This is a genomic window from Pseudomonas sp. TMW 2.1634, assembly GCF_001703595.1.
Classification (GTDB): domain Bacteria; phylum Pseudomonadota; class Gammaproteobacteria; order Pseudomonadales; family Pseudomonadaceae; genus Aquipseudomonas; species Aquipseudomonas fragi.
Map to the genome: position 1 here is coordinate 3,925,949 of NZ_CP016849.1, position 22,536 is coordinate 3,948,484.

Consider the following 22,536-nt stretch of genomic DNA (forward strand, 5'->3'; position numbering starts at 1 on the left):
TTAAGGGGTTGGGGCTGCACCAACCAACCGCTTGGAGGCAGGAAGGCTGATGAAGAAGGTTGTGACACCCTCCTCTGAAGTACACCAAATTCGTCCGCTGTGAGTCTCAATAATGGAACGTGTGATCGACAGCCCCAGGCCCGCATTACTTGGACCACCTTCGCGTCTGGCTGGATCGGCCCGATAGAACCGGTCGAAGATCTTGCCAATGTGCTGAGGATCGATGGTTACTCCGCTGTTACGTACGGATAGCGTCACGGTTTCACGTGTTTGCTCGATCTGCACTGCTATCTCATTGCCTTCCGGGGTGTAGCGCAACGCGTTAGATAATAGGTTGGAAAGGGCTCGGTCAATCATCAGGCGATCACCACGAACCTTGCCACGACCTTGGAGGGTCAGCTGAATGCCCCGGTCCTCAGCCAGAAACTGGTAGTACTCGAACAGCTTGGATACGAGTTCGGAGAGGTCCACATCGATCTGCTCGGGCACGATCAGACCATTATCCGCCTTGGCTAGGAAAAGCATGTCGTCGATCATGCGCGACATGCGCTTGAGGTCTTCCAGGTTCGAATAGAGGTTTTCCTCATAGGCATCCAGGTCACGCTTCTTGGTGAGCACCACTTCGGTATGAGTCAGCAGGTTGCTGACCGGCGTTCTCAACTCGTGAGCGATATCGGCAGAGAAGTTGGACAACCGAACGAATGTATCCTCCAACCGTCCCAGCATCCCGTTGAAAGACAGGATGAGTTCCTGAAGCTCAAGCGGTACGGGCTCCAGTGGAATGCGCTCGCGGAGAGATTTTGCCGACATCCCGGTGGCCACTTTGGTGATTTGCCTGACAGGCCGGAGTCCGCTTTTGGCCACGACCCAGCCCAAGCCTGCGCTCACAATCGCGCTGATCACCAAGCCGATGCCGAACCACCATTGCAGGGTGACAAAGAAATGCGCGTGAGTGGTGACATCGAGCATCAGCACGGCCGTTACCGGTTCCGGCTCGCCCGCGATAGTCAACTGGGCGGTGATACCGCGGAAGTTCTGCGCTTCATCCTGCCATTCCCAAACCGCACCCTGGCGCGCCTGCTCGAACCGCTGAGGGATTTGGGAGGCTTTGGAGTCTGAAAAAAGGACCGTGCCGTCAGCCTTGGTGATTTTCGCCGAAAGATCCTGATGTGCGCCGAGCAATGCCCGCAGTTGCTGCTCCTGATCGTCGAGCTCGCCTCGCGCTGCTGAAATGGAAAGGACATGACGCGTTGACTCCAGCTTTTCGGCAAGCGCCTGCTCATCCAGCATCCGGAAATGGTGCTGGCTGAGCCCGTAGAAAGCCACGCCGGCAACGACCAAGACAGCAGTCACCGCGAACATGAACATTAGTGTCAGTCGCTTGACGAGGGATGATTGCGGGCGCATCACTCGGGCACATCCATCATGTAGCCCATGCCTCGGGCGGTGTGGATGAGCTTTGGCGCGAAGTCGTCATCAATCTTGGCCCGCAGTCGGCGAATCGCGACCTCGATCACGTTGGTGTCACTGTCGAAGTTCATGTCCCAGACCTGAGAAGCGATCAGCGACTTGGGGAGCACCTCGCCGCGTCGGCGCATGAGCAGCTCCAACAGGGAAAACTCCTTGGCAGTAAGGTCGATACGCTTACCGTTTCGCGTAGCCCGGCGCTTGAGCAGGTCCACTTCAAGGTCTGCCATTTTCATGGTGGTTTGAGCAGAACCACCGTTGCCTCTGCGCAGCAACGTGCGAACCCGAGCCAGCAGCTCCGAGAATGCAAAGGGCTTCACTAGGTAATCATCAGCGCCCAGCTCCAAACCTTTCACGCGATCGTCTACGCCATCACGGGCCGTCAAGAAAAGGACCGGCACATCCTTACCCGCTGCGCGTATCTTGCGCAGAACCTCCCAGCCATCGAGCCCCGGCATCATCACATCGAGAATCAGCAAGTCATAGGCTTCGCTCTGCGCGTGTTGCAGGGCATCAGTGCCTGTCATCACCCGGTCAACGGTGAAGCCAGCTTCTGTCAGGCCTTGCTGGAGGTAGACACCGGTTTTCGGCTCATCTTCGGCTACGAGTAATTTCATCTGCTCTCATCCACGCGGGGTGCATCTCCAGTTTGCAGGAAAAAAGACGCCCAACCAGAAGCTGACGGAAAAGTAATGTCGAGATCAGTTTTCTGACAGCACCGCGAGGCTAACTTGACCACGTACCTGACGCCATGAGGCGCAGAACCATTGAGGATCTCCAGATGAACATGGTCAAAGCAATTGTGTTGGTCGTTACCTTCGGCACGGCAGGCATTGCCCTGGCAGAGGGCGGCGCGGACCGGACCTTTGCGCGGATGGAAGCGGCTCGCCAAAGTTCCATGCAGGGCTACCAGGTTGCGCAGGAGAAGAGAGAGCAGGCGCCAGTCGCCGCCCAGTCCAGCAAGCACGCGGGCCACGAAAGCTGCTGATCCGAGCTTACAGAAATGTAATCACCCCGGAATCTGAACTATGGCAGTTTCAGACTACGGCCTCTCATCAGCCTCGCGCAGTGGCGAAAGTCTACGAGACTGGTGAGAGCACCAATGAACCCAAGGGCTGCGCCATCGAGCAGCCTGGATATCAGCGATCTACCTGACTGGACGCAACGGCATGCAAAGCAAAACCACGAGACGATCTTTCGTCAAAGGCCTGGCCGCTACCGGACTTCTGGGTGGGCTCGGCATGTGGCGCGCGCCGGTCTGGGCCGTGACCAGCCCTGGCCAACCGAACGTGCTCAGCGGCACGGACTTCGATCTGTATATCGGTGAACTGCCCGTCAACATCACGGGTGCAGCTCGTACGGCCATGGCCATCAACGGCTCCGTGCCAGGGCCAATCCTGCGATGGCGCGAAGGCGACACCGTGACGCTGCGCGTACGCAACCGGCTGAAACAGGACACCTCCATTCACTGGCACGGCATCATCCTGCCCGCCAACATGGACGGTGTGCCGGGCTTGAGCTTCCACGGCATCGCTCCCGATGGCATGTACGAATACAAGTTCAAGGTCCACCAGAACGGCACTTACTGGTATCACAGTCACTCAGGCTTCCAAGAACAGTCCGGGGTCTATGGGGCTTTGGTGATCGATGCCAAAGATCCGGAGCCGTTTGTATATGACCGTGATTACGTCGTCATGCTCAGCGATTGGACGGATGAAGACCCGGCGCAGGTGCTCTCCAAACTCAAGAAGCAATCTGACTACTACAACTTCCACAAGCGCACAATTGGCGACTTCGTTGACGATGTGAGCGAGAAAGGCTGGTCGGCCGCTGTAGCGGATCGGAAGATGTGGGCTGAAATGAAGATGAGCCCCACCGACCTCGCTGATGTGAGCGGGTATACCTACACCTACCTCATGAACGGCCAGGCTCCGAACGGCAACTGGACGGGAATCTTCAAGCCCGGCGAGAAAATCCGCCTGCGCTTTATCAACGGCTCGGCCATGACCTATTTCGATGTCCGGATTCCTGGGCTCAAGATGACGGTTGTGGCTGCCGACGGCCAGTACGTCAAACCCGTATCGGTCGATGAGTTCCGGATCGCCGTTGCGGAAACCTACGATGTCATCGTCGAACCTGAAAACGAGCAGGCCTATACGATCTTCGCGCAGTCCATGGACCGTACCGGGTACTCCCGAGGCACCCTGGCAGTTCGTGAAGGCTTGCAAGCGCCCGTGCCGGAGGTAGATCCGCGCCCGATCATCGCCATGAGCGACATGGGCATGGACCACGGCAGCATGGGCGGAATGGATCACGGCAGCATGGCTGGCATGGACCAAGGCAACATGGCCGGCATGGACCACAGCAAGATGGCTGGGATGGACCACGGCAGCATGGCCGGCATGGACCACAGCAAGATGGCTGGAATGGACCATGGCAGCATGGCCGGCATGGACCACAGCAAGATGGCTGGGATGGACCACGGCAATATGGCCGGCATGGATCACAGCAAGATGGCTGGGATGGGTCATGAGGGCATGGCCGGCATGAGCGGGGCAATGCAGAGCCATCCGGCTTCCGAGACCAACAACCCGTTGGTCGATATGCAGACCATGTCGCCGACCCCGAAGCTGAACGATCCGGGAATTGGCCTGCGCAACAACGGGCGCCGAGTGCTGACCTACGCCGATTTGCGGAGCACCTTCATCGATCCCGATGGTCGAGAGCCTGGACGCACAATCGAACTGCACCTTACCGGCCACATGGAGAAGTTCGCGTGGTCGTTCGACGGTATCAAATTCTCCGACGCTGAACCGCTGCGGTTGAAATATGGCGAGCGTCTTCGCATCACCTTGGTCAACGACACCATGATGACTCACCCCATCCACCTCCACGGTATGTGGAGTGATCTGGAGGACGAGAATGGCAACTTCATGGTTCGCAAGCACACCATCGACATGCCACCTGGCTCAAAACGAAGCTATCGCGTCACCGCAGACGCCTTGGGACGTTGGGCCTATCACTGTCACCTACTGTTCCACATGGAAATGGGCATGTTCCGAGAAGTCCGTGTGGACGAATGAACCGGAGATCTGAGATGAGCAAACCAATGAAACGAAGCGCCTTTTTCCTTTCTGCTGCGATGGTAGGCATGCTGGCTGTTTATGCCCCGTCGTCGTGGTCCAGCGACAACCATGATCAGCACTCACAGAAATCCACCGAGGCAGGCAAAGCCAAAGGCTCGCAGGACAAGCAGGGCCAGGGGATGAACCATGAAGGCATGGAGCATGGTTCCATGGAAGGTATGGACCACGGCTCGATGAAGGGGATGGACCATGGCTCGATGGAAGGCATGGACCACGACAAAATGATGGAATCGCATGGCAGCGACAAAGCTAAGGCAGGGAAAGATGGCCAATAGCTTTGGGCGGCCTTCGCTGCTGGCCCTGACTGTTTCAATCGGCATGCTGGGCGTAACGCCCAGCTTCGCCGCTGAAGAAATGGATCACTCGGGCATGGATCATTCGAAAATGGGGCACGGTTCCATGCAAATGGATGCTGCTCCGTCCGAATCGATGCCGGCGATGGATCACAGCAAGATGGGGGTTAGCAAACATCAGAAACAGACTGCCCCTGTTGATCACAGCCAGATGGGGCATGCTCAAAGCCAGAGCAAATCCAGCCCGGTGGACCATAGCAAGATGGACCATGGAACCATGAAGGGCATGGATCACGGTTCGATGAAGGGCATGGACCATTCCCAGATGAATCATGGTTCAGCGACTTCTCCAACCACAACTAGCCGCACGCCGATTCCAGTGCTCACTGATGCCGACCGTGAGGCAGCCTTTCCGCCTTTGGGTGGCCACCAGGTGCACGACAGCGGAATCAACAGTTTCTTCCTGTTGGACCAGCTCGAATACCAGGACGCCGATGAGGGCAGCACCCTGGCCTGGGACGCTTCAGGCTGGGTAGGCGGTGACATTAATCGACTCTGGGTTCGTTCGGAAGGCGAGCGCACCAATGGGGTAACCGAAGACGCCGAGCTGCAATTGCTTTACGGCCGCTCGGTCAGTCCATGGTGGGATGTGGTCGCCGGGGTCCGTCAGGATTTCAAACCGGAATCCCCACAGACCTGGGCAGCCTTTGGTATTCAGGGCATGGCCTTGTATGACTTCGAGGCCGAAGCCACGGCGTTCATAGGCGAGAACGGCCAGACTGCTGCGCGTCTTGAGGGCGAATACGACATCCTGCTGACCAATCGCTTGATTTTGCAGCCCACGGCCGAGGCGAACTTCTATGGCAAGAACGATCCTGAGCGCGGTGTTGGCTCGGGTCTGGCCAATACCGAAGTCGGCCTGCGTCTACGGTATGAAATTGTCCGCCAGTTTGCTCCATACATAGGCGTTACCTGGAGCCGCTCCTACGGCAACACCGCTGACTTCATCCGAGACGAGGGTGGAGATGTTAATGAGGCACGCTTCGTTGCCGGTATCAGGATGTGGTTCTGAGAATTTCAACATGAAAAGAACAATTACAACGCTGCTCGTGGCCGGTACTTTCGGAAGTGCTGCTGTATTGGGCACGGCGTATTTCGGCTTGGTGAATGTCGGCGCCGATGATCCTCACTTTCCGGCTGTCCATTCGTTTCTCGCCATGGCTCGCGACCGGTCGATTGAGGTTCGAGCGCGAGACATTGAAGTGCCTGACCTAAAGAATGCCGCGTTGATCAAGGCAGGAGCAGGCAACTACAACGCCATGTGCATTGGGTGCCACCTCGCCCCAGGCGTTGGGCAGACTGAACTAAGCCAAGCGCTATACCCGTCGCCACCTGACCTCACCAAGGTCGGTGTCGGAGGCGATCCGGCCGCCGCATTCTGGACGATCAAACACGGTATCAAAGCCACCGGCATGCCCGCTTGGGGCAAGAGCATGGGTGATGAGTACATCTGGGGAATCGTCGCGTTCCTGAACCAACTGCCCCAAATCAATCCTGAGCAGTACAAGGCTCTAGTGGCCACGAGCGGTGGCCACAAGCACGGCGGCGGTGAAAGCGATATGCACAACCATGAGGGCCAGCACGGCGTAAGCAGTCGTGCCGAGCATGGTGATCACGACGAAGCGGCAGACGACGATCATGCCCAGGCAGCTCACGACCACGGAACTGCACCCGCAGGCTCCGCCCAAGCGGCAGATCATCACGGTGACCACAATGCGGCCGAGGCCCATTCGGATCCCCACCCGGCATCGTCGCCTAAGACGCATGTTCACAAAGACGGTAAGGAGCACACTCATGCCAACTAACCGGGTCTTCGTTCGGCTAGCTGCTATCGCTGGGCTTCTGGTGACCTCGGCGGCCTACGCTGCCGAGCCATTGTCCATCAACGTTCACCGAGACGCGAACTGCGGTTGCTGCAAGAAGTGGATCGCGCACCTGGAAGCTAATGGTTTCAAAGTGATCGACCATGTTGAGACGGACATGAGCGCAGTGAAACAGAAGGTGGGCGTAGCGCCACGGTTAGCGTCCTGCCACACAGCAGTGATCGACGGAAAGTTTGTCGAAGGTCACGTGCCAGCTGAGCAGATTCGAGAGCTCAGGGGGCGGAACGATCTGGCCGGGATCGCCGTACCAGGAATGCCAGCTGGATCCCCAGGCATGGAGGTTGATGGCGTAAGCCATACCTACCAAGTCATTGGTTTAACCAAAAGCGGCGAGGACCAAGTAGTCGCCAACTATCCGGCCAAATAACACATCGACCAGAAGGACGGCAGTAGGCTGACTGCCGTCCCATGTGCTCCGGCTAGAAAGCTTCATCTGCTCAACACGACGATACAGTGGGCCTGTAAAAGATAGCTAATCAGATTCACGGCGCTCGCGTACTGGTTTGAGTACGATATCGCCGTTGATGAGCTCCATGGAGAGTATGTAGCCCGTCGTAAGCCCGAGCTCGCGCAGAATATTGTCGGGTAATTCCACAATCACATCGCCGGAGCCGTCGCCGGGATCAGGCACTTTACCGTGCTGCGCACTGATTCAGTCATTAGGCTCTCCTGTCTGAGCTACCAATCCTCATCGTACTCCACGAGTCATGTAAGCCGGTCACCAGGCGATCAATCGCCGGAATTGACGCTTCAACCCGGCTTTTTATCAGCGTAAGTCCTGTCCGCTCGCTCAGTGCTCAGTTCTGGCCCCGGCAACCGACTCCAGCGGTCCGGTATTCAAGGATTTTCACGTCTCCGTTGGAATCCTCGTAGTTCATCTGTGCCGGCATCACGTCACAGCTCGCCGTGGTCGATGTCATGCTGATTACCCTCGCCACGTCGGGCCGCATCCCGTAGCGATAATGGATCACCTCCGGTGGCTTCTTACCATTGGCGGCTGCATAAGCTCGCATAGCTTGCTCATTGGCCTGAATCATTTTCCCGTATAGACGGTCGGATCCTCCTTCGGCGAGTGCGGCTGAGGAGGCCACTATGGCCAGGATGGCGGTGATACTTTTGATGACTTTCATTTCAATCACTCCACTAGACGTGACTGAAGATTAAGGTTTGGTCGCTGTCAATTGAGTGATACGGGGATTACAAGGTTGTAAGTCCCGCTTGCAGAAGAAGGTAGCGTTGCGGCTTCACCGCATACCCGTTCCCCCTCAGGCAAACTATTGGTAGACACCCAAGAGTAGACGCTCAAGATAGTCCACTACTAGGCTGAACCCGAGCGACGTGTCGAGCATCTCGAATGGAACAAAACCCATCAAATGACCGCACGGCCGACAAAGCCACTGCTCCGCGAGCATCTGAGAGCCTAATACCTTCGATGCTATCTCCGGTCCTTTCGCATATTGGAACGCCACCGCGCTCTGCTGGGCATCCAGGCGATGGGCCTGAACGGGTTGGCTCAGAGCCGTCTCTGTTGGTTGGCTGAGATCTATTGCACGGTTTGCCCGGGCCCAGGCGCAAAAATTTCGAACCTATGGAGGCAACGGGCGTAATAAAAAATGCCAGGCACTGCCTGGCATTTACGAAATCTCTAATTGTACTGTTCAAATCATTTACTACTTGTTGTTGATGCATTGCGAATACATCGAGTAACGAACAGTCTTCAGCGTGCCCTGGGAGTCCTCGAAGGTCATCAACCGTGGGTAGACCTGGCAGGTACGGGGGTCCTGCGACTGACGTACGAACTTAGCAACGTCGATCTTCATGCCATATTTGTAATCCTGAATCTCTGGCATTGGCTTGCCATTTTTCTCCGCGTACTTGGCCACTGCGGTCTGGTGTTCCTTGGTGTATTGCAGCTGCTTGCTCTCGGAGAAAGTGTTGGCCTGCGAAGCCACCGAGAAAACAACAAGTGCAGCAGCGATAATTAGCTTTTTCATAAAACCCTCTAAATTTCAAAACTTCTCGGGCATAACCTTAGCAATGCATAGGCATCACCGGCATGACGAGAAACTTACAATTTTGAAAGGTAAGTGCATCTACTTCACTTTAATCGAGTAGGAGGCGGGTTCACGCCCGCCGTCCTCTCACACCACCGTGCGTACGCTTCCGTACACGGCGGTTCAGGTTATGCGACTAAGCCGGTTGATCGTATCCAGTATCGAGACAAGCCCAAGGCGTCCCATAGTTTCTTCGGCAGCGCCTGATTCATATGTGGTGCACCCGAGTTCCACCATGGCCGCCTTCCATTGGAGGTCGATTTACAGGCACGCTCTGCACCCAGCCCCAGCCGTATCAGGTTGCGAGCCCTCGTCGAAGGCTGCTTCCATTGTCGCCAGATGACACAGCGCAGTTTGTGCCTGAGCCACGTGTTGTGGGCTTCTCTTTAGCGGAGGCTGTTAGCTAACCACTTCGGCCTCGTCGCCGTCTTCATCCTTGCGGTGTGCCCAGTGATACAGGGCAGGCAATACCAGCAAGGTCAGTGCGGTGGAGGACAGGATCCCGCCAATTACCACCGTTGCCAATGGACGCTGAACTTCTGCACCGGTACCGGTGGCCAAGGCCATCGGGATGAAGCCCAGGGACGCTACCAAAGCTGTCATCAAAACAGGTCGCAGACGGGTCAATGCGCCTTCATCGACTGCCTGCCTGAGCGTCCGCCCCTCCTCTCTTAGCCCGCGGATGAAGGCAATCATCACCAGGCCGTTCAGGACTGCAACGCCGGACAGTGCAATGAAGCCGACACCTGCCGAGATCGACAGTGGGATGTCCCGTAGCCACAGCGCCACAACACCACCGGTAAGTGCGAATGGAATACCAGTGAAGACCAGCATGCCGTCTTTCAGGTTGTTGAACATCAGGAACAACAAGGTCATGACCAGTAGCAAGGCGACTGGAACAACGATCTGCAGGCGTTTGGCTGCCGACTGCAGCTGCTCGAACTGGCCACCCCAAGTCGTCCAGTAGCCTGCAGGAACTTGCACTTTCTTATCCAGCGAAGCGGTCGCCTCCTCAACGAAGGAGCCCAGGTCACGGCCTCGAACGTTGGCGCTGACGATTACCAGGCGTTTGCCGTTCTCGCGGCTGATTTGGTTCGGGCCCAGTTGCAGGTCCAGATTAGCGACCTGCGACAGCGGGATGAAGCCGATTTGATTGGCACCCTGAGCCGCATTAGCGGGTACCGGGATCAGCAAACTGGACATACCCGCTACGTCGGTACGAACGGTCTCAGGCAGGCGCACTACCATGTCGAACCGGCGGTCGCCCTCATACAGCGTGCCGGCCTGGCGGCCACCCACGGCGATAGCGATCGAATTCTGAACATCCGCGATATTCAGACCGTAGCGTGCTGCTTTTTCGCGATCGATGTTGATAGTCAGCACCGGCAGACCGGATGTCTGTTCAACTTTCACTTCCGACGAGCCCGGTACCGCTCGTAGAGCTGCCGCGATCTTGTTGGCGGTGTTGTTAAGCACGTCCATGTCATCGCCGAAGACCTTCACCGCGACGTCACTACGTACGCCCGAAATCAGCTCGTTGAAACGCAACTGGATTGGCTGTGACAACTCATAGTTGCTTCCTGGAACACCTGCCGCGGCCTTCTGCACCTCAGCAATCAGCTCATCGCGTGGCTTCTTGGGGTTAGGCCACTGATCCTGAGGCTTGAGCATGATGTAGGCGTCAGAGGCGTTTGGCGGCATCGGGTCAGATGCAATTTCTGCGGTACCCGAGCGTGCGAACATCCGCTCAACTTCAGGCACCTCCGCTATCACCGCTTTCTCCAGACGCTGCTGCATCTCGACGGACTGAGTGAGGCTCGTTCCAGGCACACGCATGGCCTGAAGCGCAAAGTCGCCCTCACTGAGGCTTGGGATGAACTCGCTACCCATACGACTTGCCAGTACGCCGCTGAGCACGACCAAAGCTACTGCGGCCGAGAAAGCGATGTTCCGGTGTCCCAGCACCCATTGCAGAACCGGCTCATAGCGCAGTCGAGCTGTGCGCATGACCACGCCTTCCTCTTCCTTCACCTTGCCAGTGACGAACATGGCAATAGCTGCAGGAACAAAAGTAACGGACAGGATCATTGCACCCAGCAGCGCCATCACAACGGTGAAGGCCATCGGGTGGAACATTTTGCCTTCGACGCCGGTGAGGGCGAAGATCGGCAGGTACACCACCATGATGATCAGCTGGCCGAAGATCAGCGGCCGACGAGCTTCTCGCGCCGCGGCAAAGACCTCGTGGAAGCGTTCGGTTTTGGTAAGCATGCGGCCATGCTTATGTTGCGCATGAGCCAGTCGACGGATCGCGTTTTCTACAATAACCACGGCACCGTCGACGATGATGCCGAAGTCGAGTGCCCCCAAACTCATTAAGTTGGCACTGACCTTGTTGTTGAACATGCCTGTGAAGGTGAACAGCATGGACAGCGGAATCACCATCGCGGTGATCAAAGCCGCACGGATGTTGCCGAGGAACAGGAACAGAATGGCGATAACCAGGATCGCGCCTTCCACCAGGTTCTTTTTCACCGTCGCGATGGCTTTTTCAACCAGGTTGGTACGGTCGTAAACAGTCACAGCCACCACGCCCTTTGGCAGGGTGCGGTTGATGTCCGCCAATTTGGCGGCGACAGCTTGAGATACGGTGCGGCTGTTTTCACCAATCAGCATGAACACGGTACCGAGCACGACTTCGCGGCCGTTCTCAGTAGCAGCACCTGTACGGAGCTCTTTACCGATGCTGACGTCAGCTACGCTGCTGATGCGAATCGGTGCACCATCCACACTGGTGATCACGATGTTGGCGATGTCTTCGATATTGCCTACCTGACCCGGTGCACGGATGAGCAACTGTTCACCATTACGCTCGATGTAGCCGGCGCCGACGTTGGCGTTGTTACTTTCCAACGCAGCAACCAGGTCATTGAGTGTCAGCTTGTAGGTAGCCAGGCGCTTTGGATCCGGCGCAACCAGGAACTGCTTGGCATAACCGCCGATGGTATTGATCTCGGCCACACCCGGGACGTTACGCAGCTGAGGCTTGATGATCCAGTCCTGGATCACGCGCAGGTCGGTCGGGGTGTACGGCGTACCGTCCTCTTTGACCGCGCCATCTTCGGCTTCAACAGTCCATAGGAAGATCTCGCCGAGGCCGGTAGATACCGGACCCATGACGGCCTCTACACCTTCTGGCAGCTGTTCCTTCGCAACCTGCAGCCGCTCGTTGATCAACTGGCGGGCAAAGAAGATGTCAGTGCCATCCTTGAAGATCACGGTGACCTGAGACAGGCCAGAGCGAGACAGGGAACGGGTCTGCTGAAGGCCCGGGAGACCGGCCATTGCCGTTTCAACTGGAAACGTGATCCGTTGTTCGGTTTCCAAGGGCGAGTAACCAGGCGCTGCAGTGTTGATCTGCACCTGAACGTTGGTGATATCGGGTACCGCATCGATGGGCAGCTTTTGATAGCTGTAGATACCGATACCCGCCATGATCAGAACAGCGATCATTACTACGATGCGCTGCTCGATGGCGAATCTGATGATACGTTCAAACATGAGAAATCATCCTGTCAGTTCGCATCAGTGACCGTGTTCGGCAGAAGCTTTGCCGAGCTCGGACTTGAGTGTGAAGCTGCCACTGGTTGCTACCTGGGCGCCGGCTTCAATACCGTCGATGATTTCCACGTACCCACTGTCGCGGCGACCCAGTTTTACCGGGCGGGTGTCAAAGCCATCTGGGGTGCGTACGAATACCGAAGGTTTGTCTTCAACGGTCTGCACTGCGTGCTCGGGGACCGCTACGGCAACTCGATCGGTCTGGGAAGTGACCGCAATGTTCACGAACAGGCCTGGACGCCAGGCGCCGTTGGGGTTGGTCAAGGTGACGCGGACAGTAGCTGCACGGTTTTGCTCGCCCAGCAGGCTGCCGACATAACCCACCTTCCCTTCGACCTCGACGTTCATGTCAGGCGAAGAGACTTTCACCGCACGACCAGTCGTGACCTTGCCCAGATCTGTAGGCGGGACGGCGAAGGTTGCCCAAACCTGGTTCAGGTCGGAAAGGATGAAGGCGTTGGTCGCCTCGCTTACGACTTCGCCAACGGTCAGATGTTTCTCCACTACCACGGCGTCGAAGGGAGCTCGAAGCTCGTATCGATTACCGCCAACGGAGTTAACCGAGGCACCGATAGCGCCGACCTTCTGCTTGGCGTTGGCCAAGGAGATCTCCGCTTCTTGCAACGCTTGGCGTGCTTGGAGGTAGTCTTGCTCTGCAGAGATTTTGTCCTGCCACAGCTCTTTCTCACGCTGGAAGGTCACACGCGCCAGTTCGACGCGACGCTGTGCGGCCTGTTGTTCGCTGCGCAGGTCAGAGATCTGCTGGCTGGCGATTACAGCGAGGACCTGACCCTTTTTGACCGTCTCACCCAGGTCGGCCTGGACAGCTTCAACAACGCCAGGAACACGAGGAACCACGTGGGCAGTACGGTCTTCATCGAAGCGAATTTCGCCCGGGAAGCTCACGACTGTACCCAAGTCACGCGGCGCTGCAGCTTCCAGGGCAACGCCGGCTGCCTTGATCTGTTCATCGCTGAGCGTCAGTTTGCCCTCTTCTTCACCGCCCTCTTCGCTGTGGCCTTCTTCGCCATGGCCCTCATCACCTTCCTCTTGGGCGGCAGATGAGGCTTTCTTTTCGTCGCCATGGCCATCGTTAGCGCCATGTTCGGCGGTACTGGCGGCCTGCTGTCCGGAACTATTGTTCCAGGCAAGGCTGCCAAATCCGAGGGCTGCCACAGCGGCTACCGCGAGGGCGATCTTGCGTTTGTTATCCATTGCTACTCCTGCTGATCGTAGGCACCGGCTTGTTCAAGGCTGGGTGCCGAAGAAAATGTTTGGCCCGCTCAGCGAGCGCCGGCAGTTGAGCCGACTTCGCCATAAACCCTTTCCACCTGCGCACGCGCATTGGTCGCCGCTGCCAACGATTCGAGGTATTGGCCACGAGCGACGATCAAGGTGCGCTGGGCATCCAGCACTTCGATGAAGCCGAATTTGCCCATCTCGAAGCCGCGGGTTGCGGTCTCTACGGCTTGTTGGGCTGACGGCAGAATGGTCTTGTCGTAGGACTCGACCTCCTGCATTGCGGTGGACCACTGGTTCAACGCGGTTTGGGTTTCGGTGCGCAGGCGCAGCTCCACAGCATTGCGCTGGTCTCGGGCCTGATCGGCACGTCGAGAAGCGGAAAGAATGTTGCCTTGGTTACGATCGAACAGCGGCAGAGGCATAGACAGGCCCACAGTGTTGACCCGCTCGCGCACAGAGCGGTCGTACTGGCTGCCTACGCTGACAGTAAGATTCGGGATACGCTGAGCTTTCTCTGAACCGAGCGAGGCATCGCTCTTGTCGATCTGCACCACGGCCTGGCGCATTTCTGCGGTCTGATCGAGCTTTGCCAGCAGCTCTTCAGTCTGCGGTGGCAGCCCCGGGGAGAGGGTTGGCGATTCGAGTTGATCAAATACCGTGACTGAGCTCCCGGTAATTTGCGCGAGCTGCTGGTAAGCGGTCGCCTTTTCCGTTTCGGCACGTCGAACTTGAAGCTTGGCTTCGGCCAGTTGCACCTGGGCGCGGGTGGCCTCTACTGGGGACGATTTACCTGCGCGAACACGGCCATCGACGATGCGGAGACCGCGCTCAGTCAGTTCGAGAGATTGCTTGGCCAGATCAAGGCCTGTCTGGGCCCGCAACGCGGCGTAGAAGGCTTGCACGACGTCTGCACGCAGTCCGTTCACGCGACGGTCTAACTCCAGCTGTGCGGCGGTCTGCCCGAATGTGGCGACGTCAACCCGAGCCCCCCGCTTACCGCCCAGCTCAAGGGTTTGGCTGAGCGAAACAGTTGTCTGGCTGGTGTTACGACGGGTGTCTTCCACGTCGTACGAGATTGTGGGGTTGGGGATAAGTCCGGCCTGCTTGCGAGCGCCGTCAGCGATCCCAATCTCTTGCCTGGCTGCAGCTAGATCAGGGTTGGCATCCATGGCCGTCGAAAGCGCCTGGGGCAAGCTGATGCTTTGGGCAAGGGCTGCAGGTGCCATCAATCCAGAGATGACTGCACAGAGTGCAGCGATCTTCCAGGGCGAGACGGAGGTCTTGGATAAGACATTGCGGTTATACCGGGGCACTTTGATGGTCCTCGTGCACAAACTTCGATAAAGCTTGGCGAGAACGCCGAAACAGCTGCCAAGCCCCACTTGATTAGGTGATGGCACTCTAATGAGCGGTAGCTATCAGAGGGGTGGCTGGAAAATTACAATTTCGTAATAAATCCCTGTAATGCCCGTAAATACTGCGATTCCCAACCCGGCTCTATGATTTCGTTACAAGCAACGGAGATGGCAACCACGCGGTGCGAAGGCGCCAAATAACGGGCAGATGACGAAATTGTAATTTTCCTATCACCCTCCCGTTATCTTCGGCCTGCAAATATGAGCTCGCGCTACGCTAGGCGCGCCGCCGGGTCAGAACAATTAACGACACCCGCGCAGGTAAACATAATAAAAACTGCCGTGAATCAAAGGAGCATCGGATGAAAATCAAAGTACCACTGTATTTGGCGGCAGTTTCTGCGCTGTCTGGAAGCTATGCTATTTCGGCACAAGCTGAAGACAAGCCAGAGGGCTTCATTGAAGGCAGCAGCCTTACAGTGCTGAACCGTAACTTCTATTTCAATCGTGATAACCGCGACAGCACTGCCCCTACTTACAACAGTGGCAAAGGCAATACCAATGGCTACTCCGAAGCCTGGGCGCACGCAATCATCAGCAAATTCAACTCTGGGTTTACCCAGGGTACAGTGGGCTTTGGCGTTGATGCCTTCGCCATGATCGGCCTTAAGCTCGACACCGGTGATGGGCGCAACGGCGGCCGTAGCTCCTTCGACGTGCTGCCTGTTGATAACAAGGGCGAAGCTCGCGACGAATACACCAAGGTCGGCGGCGCAGCCAAAGTTCGCTTGTTCGATACCATCGTGAAAGTGGGTGATGTCTTCCCATCGACCCCGGTCGTTGCATCGGGTGACTCGCGACTGTTGCCGGAAAGCTTTCGCGGCGTGACCGTTGAGAACACCAGCATCCAAGGCCTCACCCTGCAGGGTGGTCGTCTGCATGCGATGAGCCAACCGGTCTCTAGCAACCTTAACGACAACTTCGTGACCTTCTACGGCGGCCCAGTCAACTCGCCATGGATCGGCTACGGTGGCGGTGATTACTCGATCAACGACAACTGGACCGTGAGTGCCTATGCAAGCCAGTTGAAAGACGTCTGGAACCAGTACTACGCCGGTACCAGCTTCGCCTACCCCTTGAACGACGATCTGGCGCTGATCGGCGGCTTCAATTACTACAAAGCCGTGGATGAAGGTAAGCGACGCCTGGGCGAATTTGACAACAACATCTGGAGTGCCAAGGTCGGCGTACGTTACGGTGCTCACACCCTGGCCCTCTCGCATCAGCGCAACAACGGCGACGACGACTTCGACTACCTGCGTCAGTCGGACTCGATCTTCGTCGACAACTCCATCCAATACAGCGACTTCAACTCGCCGAAAGAGCGTTCATGGATGCTGCGCTACGACCTGAACTTCACCAGCTACGGCATTCCAGGCCTGACGTTCATGACCCGCTACGCCAGAGGCTCGGGCGCGGATTACTCGAATGCTAACCAGTTCTACATGCGCACTGACGACAACGGCAACCCGCTCGACAATCAGAAGCGCTGGGAGCGTGACGTCGAAGTCAAATACGTTGTCCAAACCGGCCCGGCAAAAGATCTGTCCTTCCGGTTGCGCCAGGCAACCACGCGTGCCACTGCTTTCGAATCGGATTTGGATGAAACTCGTGTAATCATCGAGTACCCGCTTTCGATTCTTTAATTCGCTAACGGACCAGTTATTCATTAGCTGATCCTGTTAGTAAAACGAGCATTACGAATTCACCTTGAGTGGCTTAAGTGCTCCTTTGGTAAAAGGTGGATATTTGGCGCCCTTTGGGCGCCTTTTTTTTGCCTAAAATTCAAGTAAGCGTTCGATTGTACGCATCGCATGCCGGTGAAGTTCATGGCTACACCAATGACCAGTCTCCTCGATGTGAGCAACCTCGCCGTCATCTGAGCGGAACGAAGCCAGTACAAAGAAGAAAATAACCCAATACTTCATAAGGTCAAGTCACCTGCTGGAGAGAGGGTCCGCAACTGTCAAACCCAAACCGCGACAAGATATACCGCCAGACTATCAACTGTATTACCTAGAAATTACAAATCCGTCATTTGAGCCCCGGCACGCTCATTTTGATTTACCATCCCTTTCAATAATGCCGGCGCGCGTGCGCGGTTAATTGCTCAGTGATATCGAGACAAAATCCCATGCGAATTCTGGTAATTGAGGATGAAGTAAAAACTGCGGAGTATGTGCGTCAAGGTCTGACGGAGTGTGGCTATGTCGTAGATTGCGTCCACACCGGATCAGATGGATTATTCTTGGCCAAGCAGCACGAATACGAGCTGATTATTCTCGATATAAACCTCCCAGAGATGGATGGTTGGCAGGTTCTTGAGTTGTTGCGCCGTAAAAATTGCCCTTCCCGCATCATGATGCTGACGGCGAGAAGCCGGCTGGCGGATAAGGTCCGGGGGCTAGAGAACGGCGCAGATGACTACCTGATCAAGCCATTTGAGTTCCCTGAGCTGTTGGCCCGGGTTCGCGCCTTGATGCGCAGGTCGGATCACCCCGCATCCGTAGAGGTCATTCGCGTCGCTGACCTGGAGCTTGATCAGAGCCGGCACAGGGCGTTCAGGGACGGTCAGCGAATTGATTTGACCACAAAAGAATTCGCGTTATTGCACTACTTGATGCGTAACACCGGGGTGGTACTGAGCCGTACGCAGATTATTTCTCAGGTTTGGGATATGAATTTTGACTGCGACACGAACGTTGTAGAAGTGTCGATTCGAAGACTCAGAGCCAAGATAGATGACCCATTCGAGACCAAGCTGATACATACGCTTCGGGGCGTAGGGTATGTGCTTGAAAAGCGATAATTGCCAAGCTCTCTAGGTACCGAAAATTGGCTGTACACTCCCGTCGCTTGCGAGCTTGAGGTTTCTGTTTACGATCCGCGGCGCTGATTCCTCACCCAACAAATGAGGTAGGCTGTACATGAGGTATAGCATTGATTATCAGCAGGTTTCGCAAGGTCAATCGCATGCCAGGATTGATGCCTGTCCAGCTGACATTATCTTCAACAGCGACCATGGCTTAGCACTTATTCCGTGCGTCGGCGATGTTATCAACCTTCCCTCTACGGCGGTCAAAGAAGGGGTTTGTGGCATCGTCAGATCAAGGATTTTCAATTATCTAGGAGGTCCTGAAGATCTGTACTGCCACGTCAACATTCTCGTTGAAGAAGCTGACATCAATTTCGGAAATCTCATCTCGGAATACATGCGCAATCAGGCACGCGCACGCTCGCCTTCTTCATAAAGTCGAAGGCGGGCCTGGCCATTAATGGTTATTTATGACTGAGGATTCAACAGAGCGGGCGTCTACTGAGCACCAGAGGTGGATAGTCACAGCCTAGTGGCTGAACGAGGTACTGCTGGTGTGCGCAGAGCTGGACTCATTGTTTTTTGAATGGCGCATTGCAGTATAAAGAAGTACATAATCCCTGAGGCAAATACGATAGCAGACAGAGAAACCATTTCTAAATCTAAGACCCCAGAAATCATATACTGCTTAATCGTGATAGATCCCAGGATGATTCCGGTGCAGTACATGACACCCGTGAATTGGTTTCCCATAAAACTCAGTATGCCGCTGAAGGCATTGTTTGCGCTGAGTAGCACTGCCTTTAAAATGGTCCATCCGAGAAGTGGTAAAAATGCCTTAATCATGAAGGCAAATAGCATCGACGATGCAAATAGCTTTATCGGCGTTTCTGCCCACGGCTTGATGGTACCGTCTATTTCAACGCCGGTATACAAGATGACATTCAGAACAATTGCCATGACGGTGCATATGCCGAGGCGTATCATTTCCCGCTTAAGAGGGGCCATCATTATCACTGCGTGAATCTTGCGTCCGATGAATCGATTTAGTCCTTGGGTCGACATTTCTCTTCCTATGCTCTCGGGGATGACGCTGTTTTAACGTTGTAAGAATGTCATGCTTTTACCCGATGAGAGGTGACGCTTCAACAGTTCTGAATTGCGCAGGGGGTCTCATGTCTTTCCCAGGTCGGATATCTTGCTGAAAAATCCTCATCTATCTGCGGGGCAAAGATGCGGCCACCCCGCCGCCGTCAGAGCTCTGGAGGACTGGTTGCTGTCAGCAACTCATCGAGTGACGGAACCTTAGCGTTTGCACTGAGGACGAGTGTCCTGGATCGGAGTATGGATACTTCATAGAAGGATTCGCACTCGACTCGTCCATTCACTTCTCTCCAGTGGGTGACTTCTGGTATCAGTTCGTTAGGCACCGGATGTAATGCCATAGGATTATGGAAGACCTCCACTTCAGCAGACCACGGCTCGTAGCCATACTGCGGCCAGAGCTGACCGTAATCGCTGGACGCTACATCCAACAAAAATGGGATACCTCGTGATGCACCTGGAGAACGGTCGAAAAACTCACCAAACCGCAAGTATCGGTACCCGTCTAGATGAGCTCCACCTGAAATCGGCACTCGGCTGAGCTTTGAGACTGTGCAGGCATTGGTGAAAATGACCGCTGAAAGATGGGCATTTTCCCTTAGCGTAAATAGGCCGTTGGGGCGCCCTGATAGCAGAGATGTCTCTTCCTCCACAGTTATCAGCTGCATTCCACGATGCGCAGATGAGTGAACTGAAAAGCCATAGAGATAGCTGATGAGCGACTCCCTGCTCCACAGCATTGAACTGGGCGCATGGAAATCGGCTAAGGCCAGAATGAGCGGCTTACCCTCCACGTGCGGTAGGGATTCGTAACGCTTGTCCAATTTGTTTTGGATGGTCCTCGCAAACCTTTCTGCAGCCGCTCCAAAGAAGCGCTCATGTCGGTCAGCTGGTGGGGGGACCGGCGAGGCGCCAAAATGCTCATACCGCTCTTCCGGGTTGGCTGTCACTGCTTCAACCCAGGCCTCACCTCCCAGCCTATTCTCGATATGAAAATCGGGTGATTCTTTAGGCTGGGTGACAAAGAGTCCCTGCTCACGAAAAATCGCTAATAGGTGGGCCTCCCAAAGGCGGGTGTGAAAATTCTCAGTCTGGCAATCGGGAACCCAATTTCTGTCTGGGGATGGCAGTGCGAGATACAGTTGATTGAGCGCCCACGCCCCAATACGGCGGCTTGGATCAAATAGTGATTTGAACACCACGCTTGGTGTGCGCTTACCCATTCTGCTTAGAGGAGCACGTCGTCGTTCGCCTGAGGGGAGTGGAAGCGGATGGGCTTGGGTACTGAGAAAATGGCTGATTGAGGCGCGGGCTTCGGACTCGCCAGTGGTGCACTCACTATGTAGTGGTCTAATGAAACCGGACACTCATTTAGGCGAGAATGCTCGCCATATCGAGGTGTCAGATGACCAAGCAACGTCGTGTCTTTTCCGCTGAATTCAAACGCGAGGCTGCTGACCTCGTACTCAAACAAAATTACAGCTGCATCGAAGCCAGTCGTTCACTCGGCATTGGCGAGTCGGCCCTGCGCCGTTGGGTCAGTCAGCTTCTGCAGGAACGCACAGGCGTCACCCCGCAGAGCAAGGCGCTCACCCCAGAGCAGCAAAAGATCCAGGAACTGGAAGCCCGAATCGCCCGTCTTGAACGAGAGAAATCGATATTAAAAAAGGCTACCGCGCTCTTGATGTCGGAAGATCTCGAGCGTTCGCACTGATCCATCAGCTAAGCGCCCATGAACCTGTTGACTGCTTGTGCGAGGTGTTCGAAATCACCCGTTCGACTTACTACGCCCATCACCTCAGGCGGCGTTCTCCGGGCGTTGAGAGAATTCGATTACGCAGTCGAGTCAACGAACTGTTCACCCAGAGCCGAAACGCTGCTGGCAGCCGAAGTATCGTGTCGATGATGCAGGATGATGGCGAGCAGATCGGGCGTTTCAAGGTGCGAGGCTTGATGCGGGAACTGGGGTTGATCAGCAAGCAGCCTGGCTCGCATGCCTACAAAAAAGCAACGGTCGAGCGGCCTGACATTCCAAATACACTGAATCGTAAATTCGATGTTCCCGAGCCAAACAAGGTTTGGTGCGGTGACATCACCTACATCTGGGCGCAAGGGAAATGGCACTACCTGGCCGTGGTTATGGATCTCTATGCTCGCCGGATAGTGGGCTGGGCGTTATCAGGAAACCCGGATGCTGACTTGGTCACCAAAGCACTGGATATGGCCTATGAGCAACGCGGGAAGCCTCAAGGGCTGCTGTTTCATTCGGATCAGGGATCGCAATATGGAAGTCGCCACTTCCGTCAGCGTCTGTGGCGGTACCGCATCAGCCAGAGCATGAGTCGCCGGGGCAATTGCTACGACAACTCGCCGATGGAGCGAGTATTTCGCAGCTTGAAAACCGAGTGGATACCTTCAGTGGGTTATATGTCGGTTCAGCAGGCACAACGAGACATCAGTCATTATTTGATGCATCGCTACAACTGGATACGGCCTCATCAATTTAATGGCGGGCTAACGCCGGCTCAGGCCGAGAAAAAACTTAACGTCGTGTCCGGGATTAGTTGACCACTACACTATGACTGAGGAGCACCCACACGCTATCGACACGACGCCGCAAGGTGACAATTCCGAAACTGCCGGAATGGATATTTCGGGTTAGAGCGGCACAAGAAATTCCGTCCTCACTAAGCCATGCCCCTACTGGCGGGCTGTCCCCAAACTCCAACCCTCGTGGAAGCGACAAAGCGATTAGATCGAACATCGGCGCAGCAATTTCTTTCATTCGCTGATCTCGGCAGCCGTCAAAATGCATTCCATCAATGCCTCGGAGCGTGCCCGCCGGCGATGGCATCGGTGGAGGTACCTATTGAAGAAGGGGGCCTTGTTCCACCAGGACATCTCGGTTGGTGAAGATGGTCTCAATGGTTGCAGCCTCGGCAGCCACATGAGTCTTTCGCGTGATCTCTTCAAGGGCCAGTTCGAGCCGGTAGTCTTGGAAATACTCGTACAGCTTTTCAGAGCTCTCGGATATCTCCTCCCCACCATTCTTTGCGAACAAGATGTGGATGATCGCTGCGAGTGGAAGGGAGATGTCGAGATCCTTCTCTTCTGCATCTGACTCCGAGTTCAAACCGTCGAAATACCTCTCCAGATGATTCTGGAGCTCCTCAAGCCAGAACTGAGATAGGTTTCTAGGTAGGGAGCTTTCAGGCCCGGCCAGAAGGACTTCATTGAATCGCCCCGAAAACTGTAGATAGATGCCGTTAGCTACCTTTCTTCAAGGACAGCTTTGGATCGATAGCGGCCTTCGTGGAGGTTGGTGTCTACGGGGCCGGTTTAGTCATTCTGAATCTCCGGTTTCACCTCCGTGAGGCCGGCCATCGTCATGCATCAGATCTTGATTGACACGCGTGCCGCCTTGGATAGCCTTGCA

Annotated in this window: 22 protein-coding genes and 1 pseudogene; 10 read left to right on the forward strand and 13 right to left on the reverse strand. The window is 55.7% G+C overall.

What is annotated here, in order from left to right; all coding sequences use genetic code 11:
- Together BFC21_RS18515 and BFC21_RS18520 are read right to left on the reverse strand one after the other, a co-directional pair.
- Positions 1-1,407, reverse strand: a complete 1,407-nt coding sequence (locus BFC21_RS18515; protein ID WP_047279646.1) for a heavy metal sensor histidine kinase — start codon at positions 1,405-1,407, stop codon at positions 1-3.
- Positions 1,407-2,084 (reverse strand): heavy metal response regulator transcription factor, encoded by a 678-nt coding sequence (locus tag BFC21_RS18520; RefSeq protein ID WP_047279645.1) that lies wholly within the window; start codon positions 2,082-2,084, stop codon positions 1,407-1,409. The genes BFC21_RS18515 and BFC21_RS18520 overlap by 1 nt, the downstream gene beginning before the upstream one ends.
- A gap of 164 nt (positions 2,085-2,248) precedes the next feature.
- On the opposite strand from BFC21_RS18520, the gene BFC21_RS18525 reads away from it, so the two are divergent.
- From BFC21_RS18525 to BFC21_RS18550, 6 genes are all read left to right on the forward strand, one after another.
- On the forward strand, positions 2,249-2,455 hold the full coding sequence (locus BFC21_RS18525; protein WP_047279644.1) for a co-regulatory protein PtrA N-terminal domain-containing protein: 207 nt from the start codon (positions 2,249-2,251) through the stop codon (positions 2,453-2,455).
- A gap of 181 nt (positions 2,456-2,636) precedes the next feature.
- Positions 2,637-4,550 carry a copper resistance system multicopper oxidase gene (locus BFC21_RS18530; RefSeq protein WP_047281597.1) on the forward strand — a complete coding sequence of 638 codons (1,914 nt, stop codon included), beginning with the start codon at positions 2,637-2,639 and terminating at the stop codon, positions 4,548-4,550.
- A gap of 14 nt (positions 4,551-4,564) precedes the next feature.
- Positions 4,565-4,888 (forward strand): hypothetical protein, encoded by a 324-nt coding sequence (locus BFC21_RS18535; protein WP_080960264.1) that lies wholly within the window; start codon positions 4,565-4,567, stop codon positions 4,886-4,888.
- Positions 4,878-5,978 carry a copper resistance protein B gene (locus tag BFC21_RS18540; protein ID WP_047279641.1) on the forward strand — a complete coding sequence of 367 codons (1,101 nt, stop codon included), beginning with the start codon at positions 4,878-4,880 and terminating at the stop codon, positions 5,976-5,978. The genes BFC21_RS18535 and BFC21_RS18540 overlap by 11 nt, the downstream gene beginning before the upstream one ends.
- Before the next feature lie 10 nt (positions 5,979-5,988).
- Positions 5,989-6,771, forward strand: coding sequence for a cytochrome c (locus BFC21_RS18545; RefSeq protein ID WP_047279640.1), 783 nt, complete (start codon positions 5,989-5,991; stop codon positions 6,769-6,771).
- On the forward strand, positions 6,761-7,216 hold the full coding sequence (locus tag BFC21_RS18550) for a DUF411 domain-containing protein (RefSeq protein ID WP_047279639.1): 456 nt from the start codon (positions 6,761-6,763) through the stop codon (positions 7,214-7,216). The genes BFC21_RS18545 and BFC21_RS18550 overlap by 11 nt, the downstream gene beginning before the upstream one ends.
- Before the next feature lie 105 nt (positions 7,217-7,321).
- On the opposite strand, the gene BFC21_RS18555 is transcribed toward BFC21_RS18550, so the two are convergent.
- The 8 genes and pseudogenes from BFC21_RS18555 to BFC21_RS18590 form a co-directional block, all read right to left on the reverse strand.
- Complete coding sequence (locus tag BFC21_RS18555; RefSeq protein ID WP_338148397.1) at positions 7,322-7,480, reverse strand: AbrB/MazE/SpoVT family DNA-binding domain-containing protein; 159 nt, start codon at positions 7,478-7,480, stop codon at positions 7,322-7,324.
- Positions 7,481-7,646: 166 nt separating this feature from the next.
- Entirely contained in the window at positions 7,647-7,979 is a 333-nt protein-coding gene (locus BFC21_RS18560) for a DUF2790 domain-containing protein (RefSeq protein WP_047279638.1), read from the reverse strand.
- 144 nt (positions 7,980-8,123) lie between these two features.
- Positions 8,124-8,318, reverse strand: coding sequence for an MbcA/ParS/Xre antitoxin family protein (locus tag BFC21_RS27870; RefSeq protein ID WP_255032616.1), 195 nt, complete (start codon positions 8,316-8,318; stop codon positions 8,124-8,126).
- Positions 8,319-8,519: 201 nt separating this feature from the next.
- Positions 8,520-8,843 carry a DUF2790 domain-containing protein gene (locus BFC21_RS18570; RefSeq protein ID WP_003253432.1) on the reverse strand — a complete coding sequence of 108 codons (324 nt, stop codon included), beginning with the start codon at positions 8,841-8,843 and terminating at the stop codon, positions 8,520-8,522.
- A gap of 183 nt (positions 8,844-9,026) precedes the next feature.
- Positions 9,027-9,271: pseudogene (locus BFC21_RS27620) on the reverse strand (group II intron reverse transcriptase/maturase); the annotation flags it as partial.
- 31 nt (positions 9,272-9,302) lie between these two features.
- Entirely contained in the window at positions 9,303-12,464 is a 3,162-nt protein-coding gene (locus BFC21_RS18580; protein ID WP_047279636.1) for a CusA/CzcA family heavy metal efflux RND transporter, read from the reverse strand.
- Between the two features lie 24 nt (positions 12,465-12,488).
- Positions 12,489-13,739: an efflux RND transporter periplasmic adaptor subunit gene (locus BFC21_RS18585; protein ID WP_047279635.1), complete on the reverse strand. Its 1,251-nt coding sequence runs from the start codon at positions 13,737-13,739 to the stop codon at positions 12,489-12,491.
- A gap of 68 nt (positions 13,740-13,807) precedes the next feature.
- Positions 13,808-15,079, reverse strand: a complete 1,272-nt coding sequence (locus BFC21_RS18590) for a TolC family protein (protein ID WP_139047608.1) — start codon at positions 15,077-15,079, stop codon at positions 13,808-13,810.
- Positions 15,080-15,483: 404 nt separating this feature from the next.
- Here BFC21_RS18590 and BFC21_RS18595 point away from each other — a divergent pair, with 404 nt between their 5' ends.
- From BFC21_RS18595 to BFC21_RS18605, 3 genes are all read left to right on the forward strand, one after another.
- Complete coding sequence (locus tag BFC21_RS18595; protein ID WP_047279633.1) at positions 15,484-16,827, forward strand: OprD family porin; 1,344 nt, start codon at positions 15,484-15,486, stop codon at positions 16,825-16,827.
- A 488-nt stretch (positions 16,828-17,315) separates the two neighbouring features.
- The gene (locus BFC21_RS18600) at positions 17,316-17,990 is read left to right on the forward strand and encodes a heavy metal response regulator transcription factor (RefSeq protein WP_003253420.1); all 675 of its coding nucleotides are present in this window, start codon (positions 17,316-17,318) and stop codon (positions 17,988-17,990) included.
- Between the two features lie 118 nt (positions 17,991-18,108).
- The gene (locus BFC21_RS18605; protein ID WP_044270171.1) at positions 18,109-18,432 is read left to right on the forward strand and encodes a hypothetical protein; all 324 of its coding nucleotides are present in this window, start codon (positions 18,109-18,111) and stop codon (positions 18,430-18,432) included.
- 86 nt (positions 18,433-18,518) lie between these two features.
- Here the strand turns inward: BFC21_RS18605 and BFC21_RS18610 are convergent, their stop codons facing one another.
- Positions 18,519-19,061: a hypothetical protein gene (locus tag BFC21_RS18610; RefSeq protein WP_044270172.1), complete on the reverse strand. Its 543-nt coding sequence runs from the start codon at positions 19,059-19,061 to the stop codon at positions 18,519-18,521.
- Between the two features lie 188 nt (positions 19,062-19,249).
- A complete protein-coding gene (locus BFC21_RS18615; RefSeq protein ID WP_256557593.1) occupies positions 19,250-20,323 on the reverse strand; it encodes a hypothetical protein in 1,074 nt (357 codons plus the stop codon).
- Between the two features lie 182 nt (positions 20,324-20,505).
- Here BFC21_RS18615 and BFC21_RS18620 point away from each other — a divergent pair.
- Positions 20,506-21,668 (forward strand): IS3 family transposase gene (locus BFC21_RS18620; RefSeq protein WP_087148787.1). Its coding sequence is split into 2 segments (ribosomal slippage): positions 20,506-20,761 and positions 20,761-21,668, totalling 1,164 coding nucleotides; the frame shifts between segments, so codons are not numbered across the junction.
- A 298-nt stretch (positions 21,669-21,966) separates the two neighbouring features.
- Here BFC21_RS18620 and BFC21_RS18630 read toward each other — a convergent pair.
- On the reverse strand, positions 21,967-22,233 hold the full coding sequence (locus tag BFC21_RS18630; RefSeq protein WP_169836147.1) for a hypothetical protein: 267 nt from the start codon (positions 22,231-22,233) through the stop codon (positions 21,967-21,969).
- Positions 22,234-22,536: the final 303 nt, after the last annotated feature.

What these genes read in the sequence shown, in the direction of transcription:
- BFC21_RS18515 (WP_047279646.1), bottom strand. Translation starts at nt 1,407, where the DNA reads ATGCGCCCGCAATCATCCCTCGTCAAGCGACTGACACTAATGTTCATG.
- BFC21_RS18520 (WP_047279645.1), bottom strand. Translation starts at nt 2,084, where the DNA reads ATGAAATTACTCGTAGCCGAAGATGAGCCGAAAACCGGTGTCTACCTC.
- BFC21_RS18525 (WP_047279644.1), top strand. Translation starts at nt 2,249, where the DNA reads ATGAACATGGTCAAAGCAATTGTGTTGGTCGTTACCTTCGGCACGGCA.
- BFC21_RS18530 (WP_047281597.1), top strand. Translation starts at nt 2,637, where the DNA reads ATGCAAAGCAAAACCACGAGACGATCTTTCGTCAAAGGCCTGGCCGCT.
- BFC21_RS18535 (WP_080960264.1), top strand. Translation starts at nt 4,565, where the DNA reads ATGAGCAAACCAATGAAACGAAGCGCCTTTTTCCTTTCTGCTGCGATG.
- BFC21_RS18540 (WP_047279641.1), top strand. Translation starts at nt 4,878, where the DNA reads ATGGCCAATAGCTTTGGGCGGCCTTCGCTGCTGGCCCTGACTGTTTCA.
- BFC21_RS18545 (WP_047279640.1), top strand. Translation starts at nt 5,989, where the DNA reads ATGAAAAGAACAATTACAACGCTGCTCGTGGCCGGTACTTTCGGAAGT.
- BFC21_RS18550 (WP_047279639.1), top strand. Translation starts at nt 6,761, where the DNA reads ATGCCAACTAACCGGGTCTTCGTTCGGCTAGCTGCTATCGCTGGGCTT.
- BFC21_RS18560 (WP_047279638.1), bottom strand. Translation starts at nt 7,979, where the DNA reads ATGAAAGTCATCAAAAGTATCACCGCCATCCTGGCCATAGTGGCCTCC.
- BFC21_RS18570 (WP_003253432.1), bottom strand. Translation starts at nt 8,843, where the DNA reads ATGAAAAAGCTAATTATCGCTGCTGCACTTGTTGTTTTCTCGGTGGCT.
- BFC21_RS18580 (WP_047279636.1), bottom strand. Translation starts at nt 12,464, where the DNA reads ATGTTTGAACGTATCATCAGATTCGCCATCGAGCAGCGCATCGTAGTA.
- BFC21_RS18585 (WP_047279635.1), bottom strand. Translation starts at nt 13,739, where the DNA reads ATGGATAACAAACGCAAGATCGCCCTCGCGGTAGCCGCTGTGGCAGCC.
- BFC21_RS18595 (WP_047279633.1), top strand. Translation starts at nt 15,484, where the DNA reads ATGAAAATCAAAGTACCACTGTATTTGGCGGCAGTTTCTGCGCTGTCT.
- BFC21_RS18600 (WP_003253420.1), top strand. Translation starts at nt 17,316, where the DNA reads ATGCGAATTCTGGTAATTGAGGATGAAGTAAAAACTGCGGAGTATGTG.
- BFC21_RS18605 (WP_044270171.1), top strand. Translation starts at nt 18,109, where the DNA reads ATGAGGTATAGCATTGATTATCAGCAGGTTTCGCAAGGTCAATCGCAT.
- BFC21_RS18610 (WP_044270172.1), bottom strand. Translation starts at nt 19,061, where the DNA reads ATGTCGACCCAAGGACTAAATCGATTCATCGGACGCAAGATTCACGCA.
- BFC21_RS18615 (WP_256557593.1), bottom strand. Translation starts at nt 20,323, where the DNA reads ATGGGTAAGCGCACACCAAGCGTGGTGTTCAAATCACTATTTGATCCA.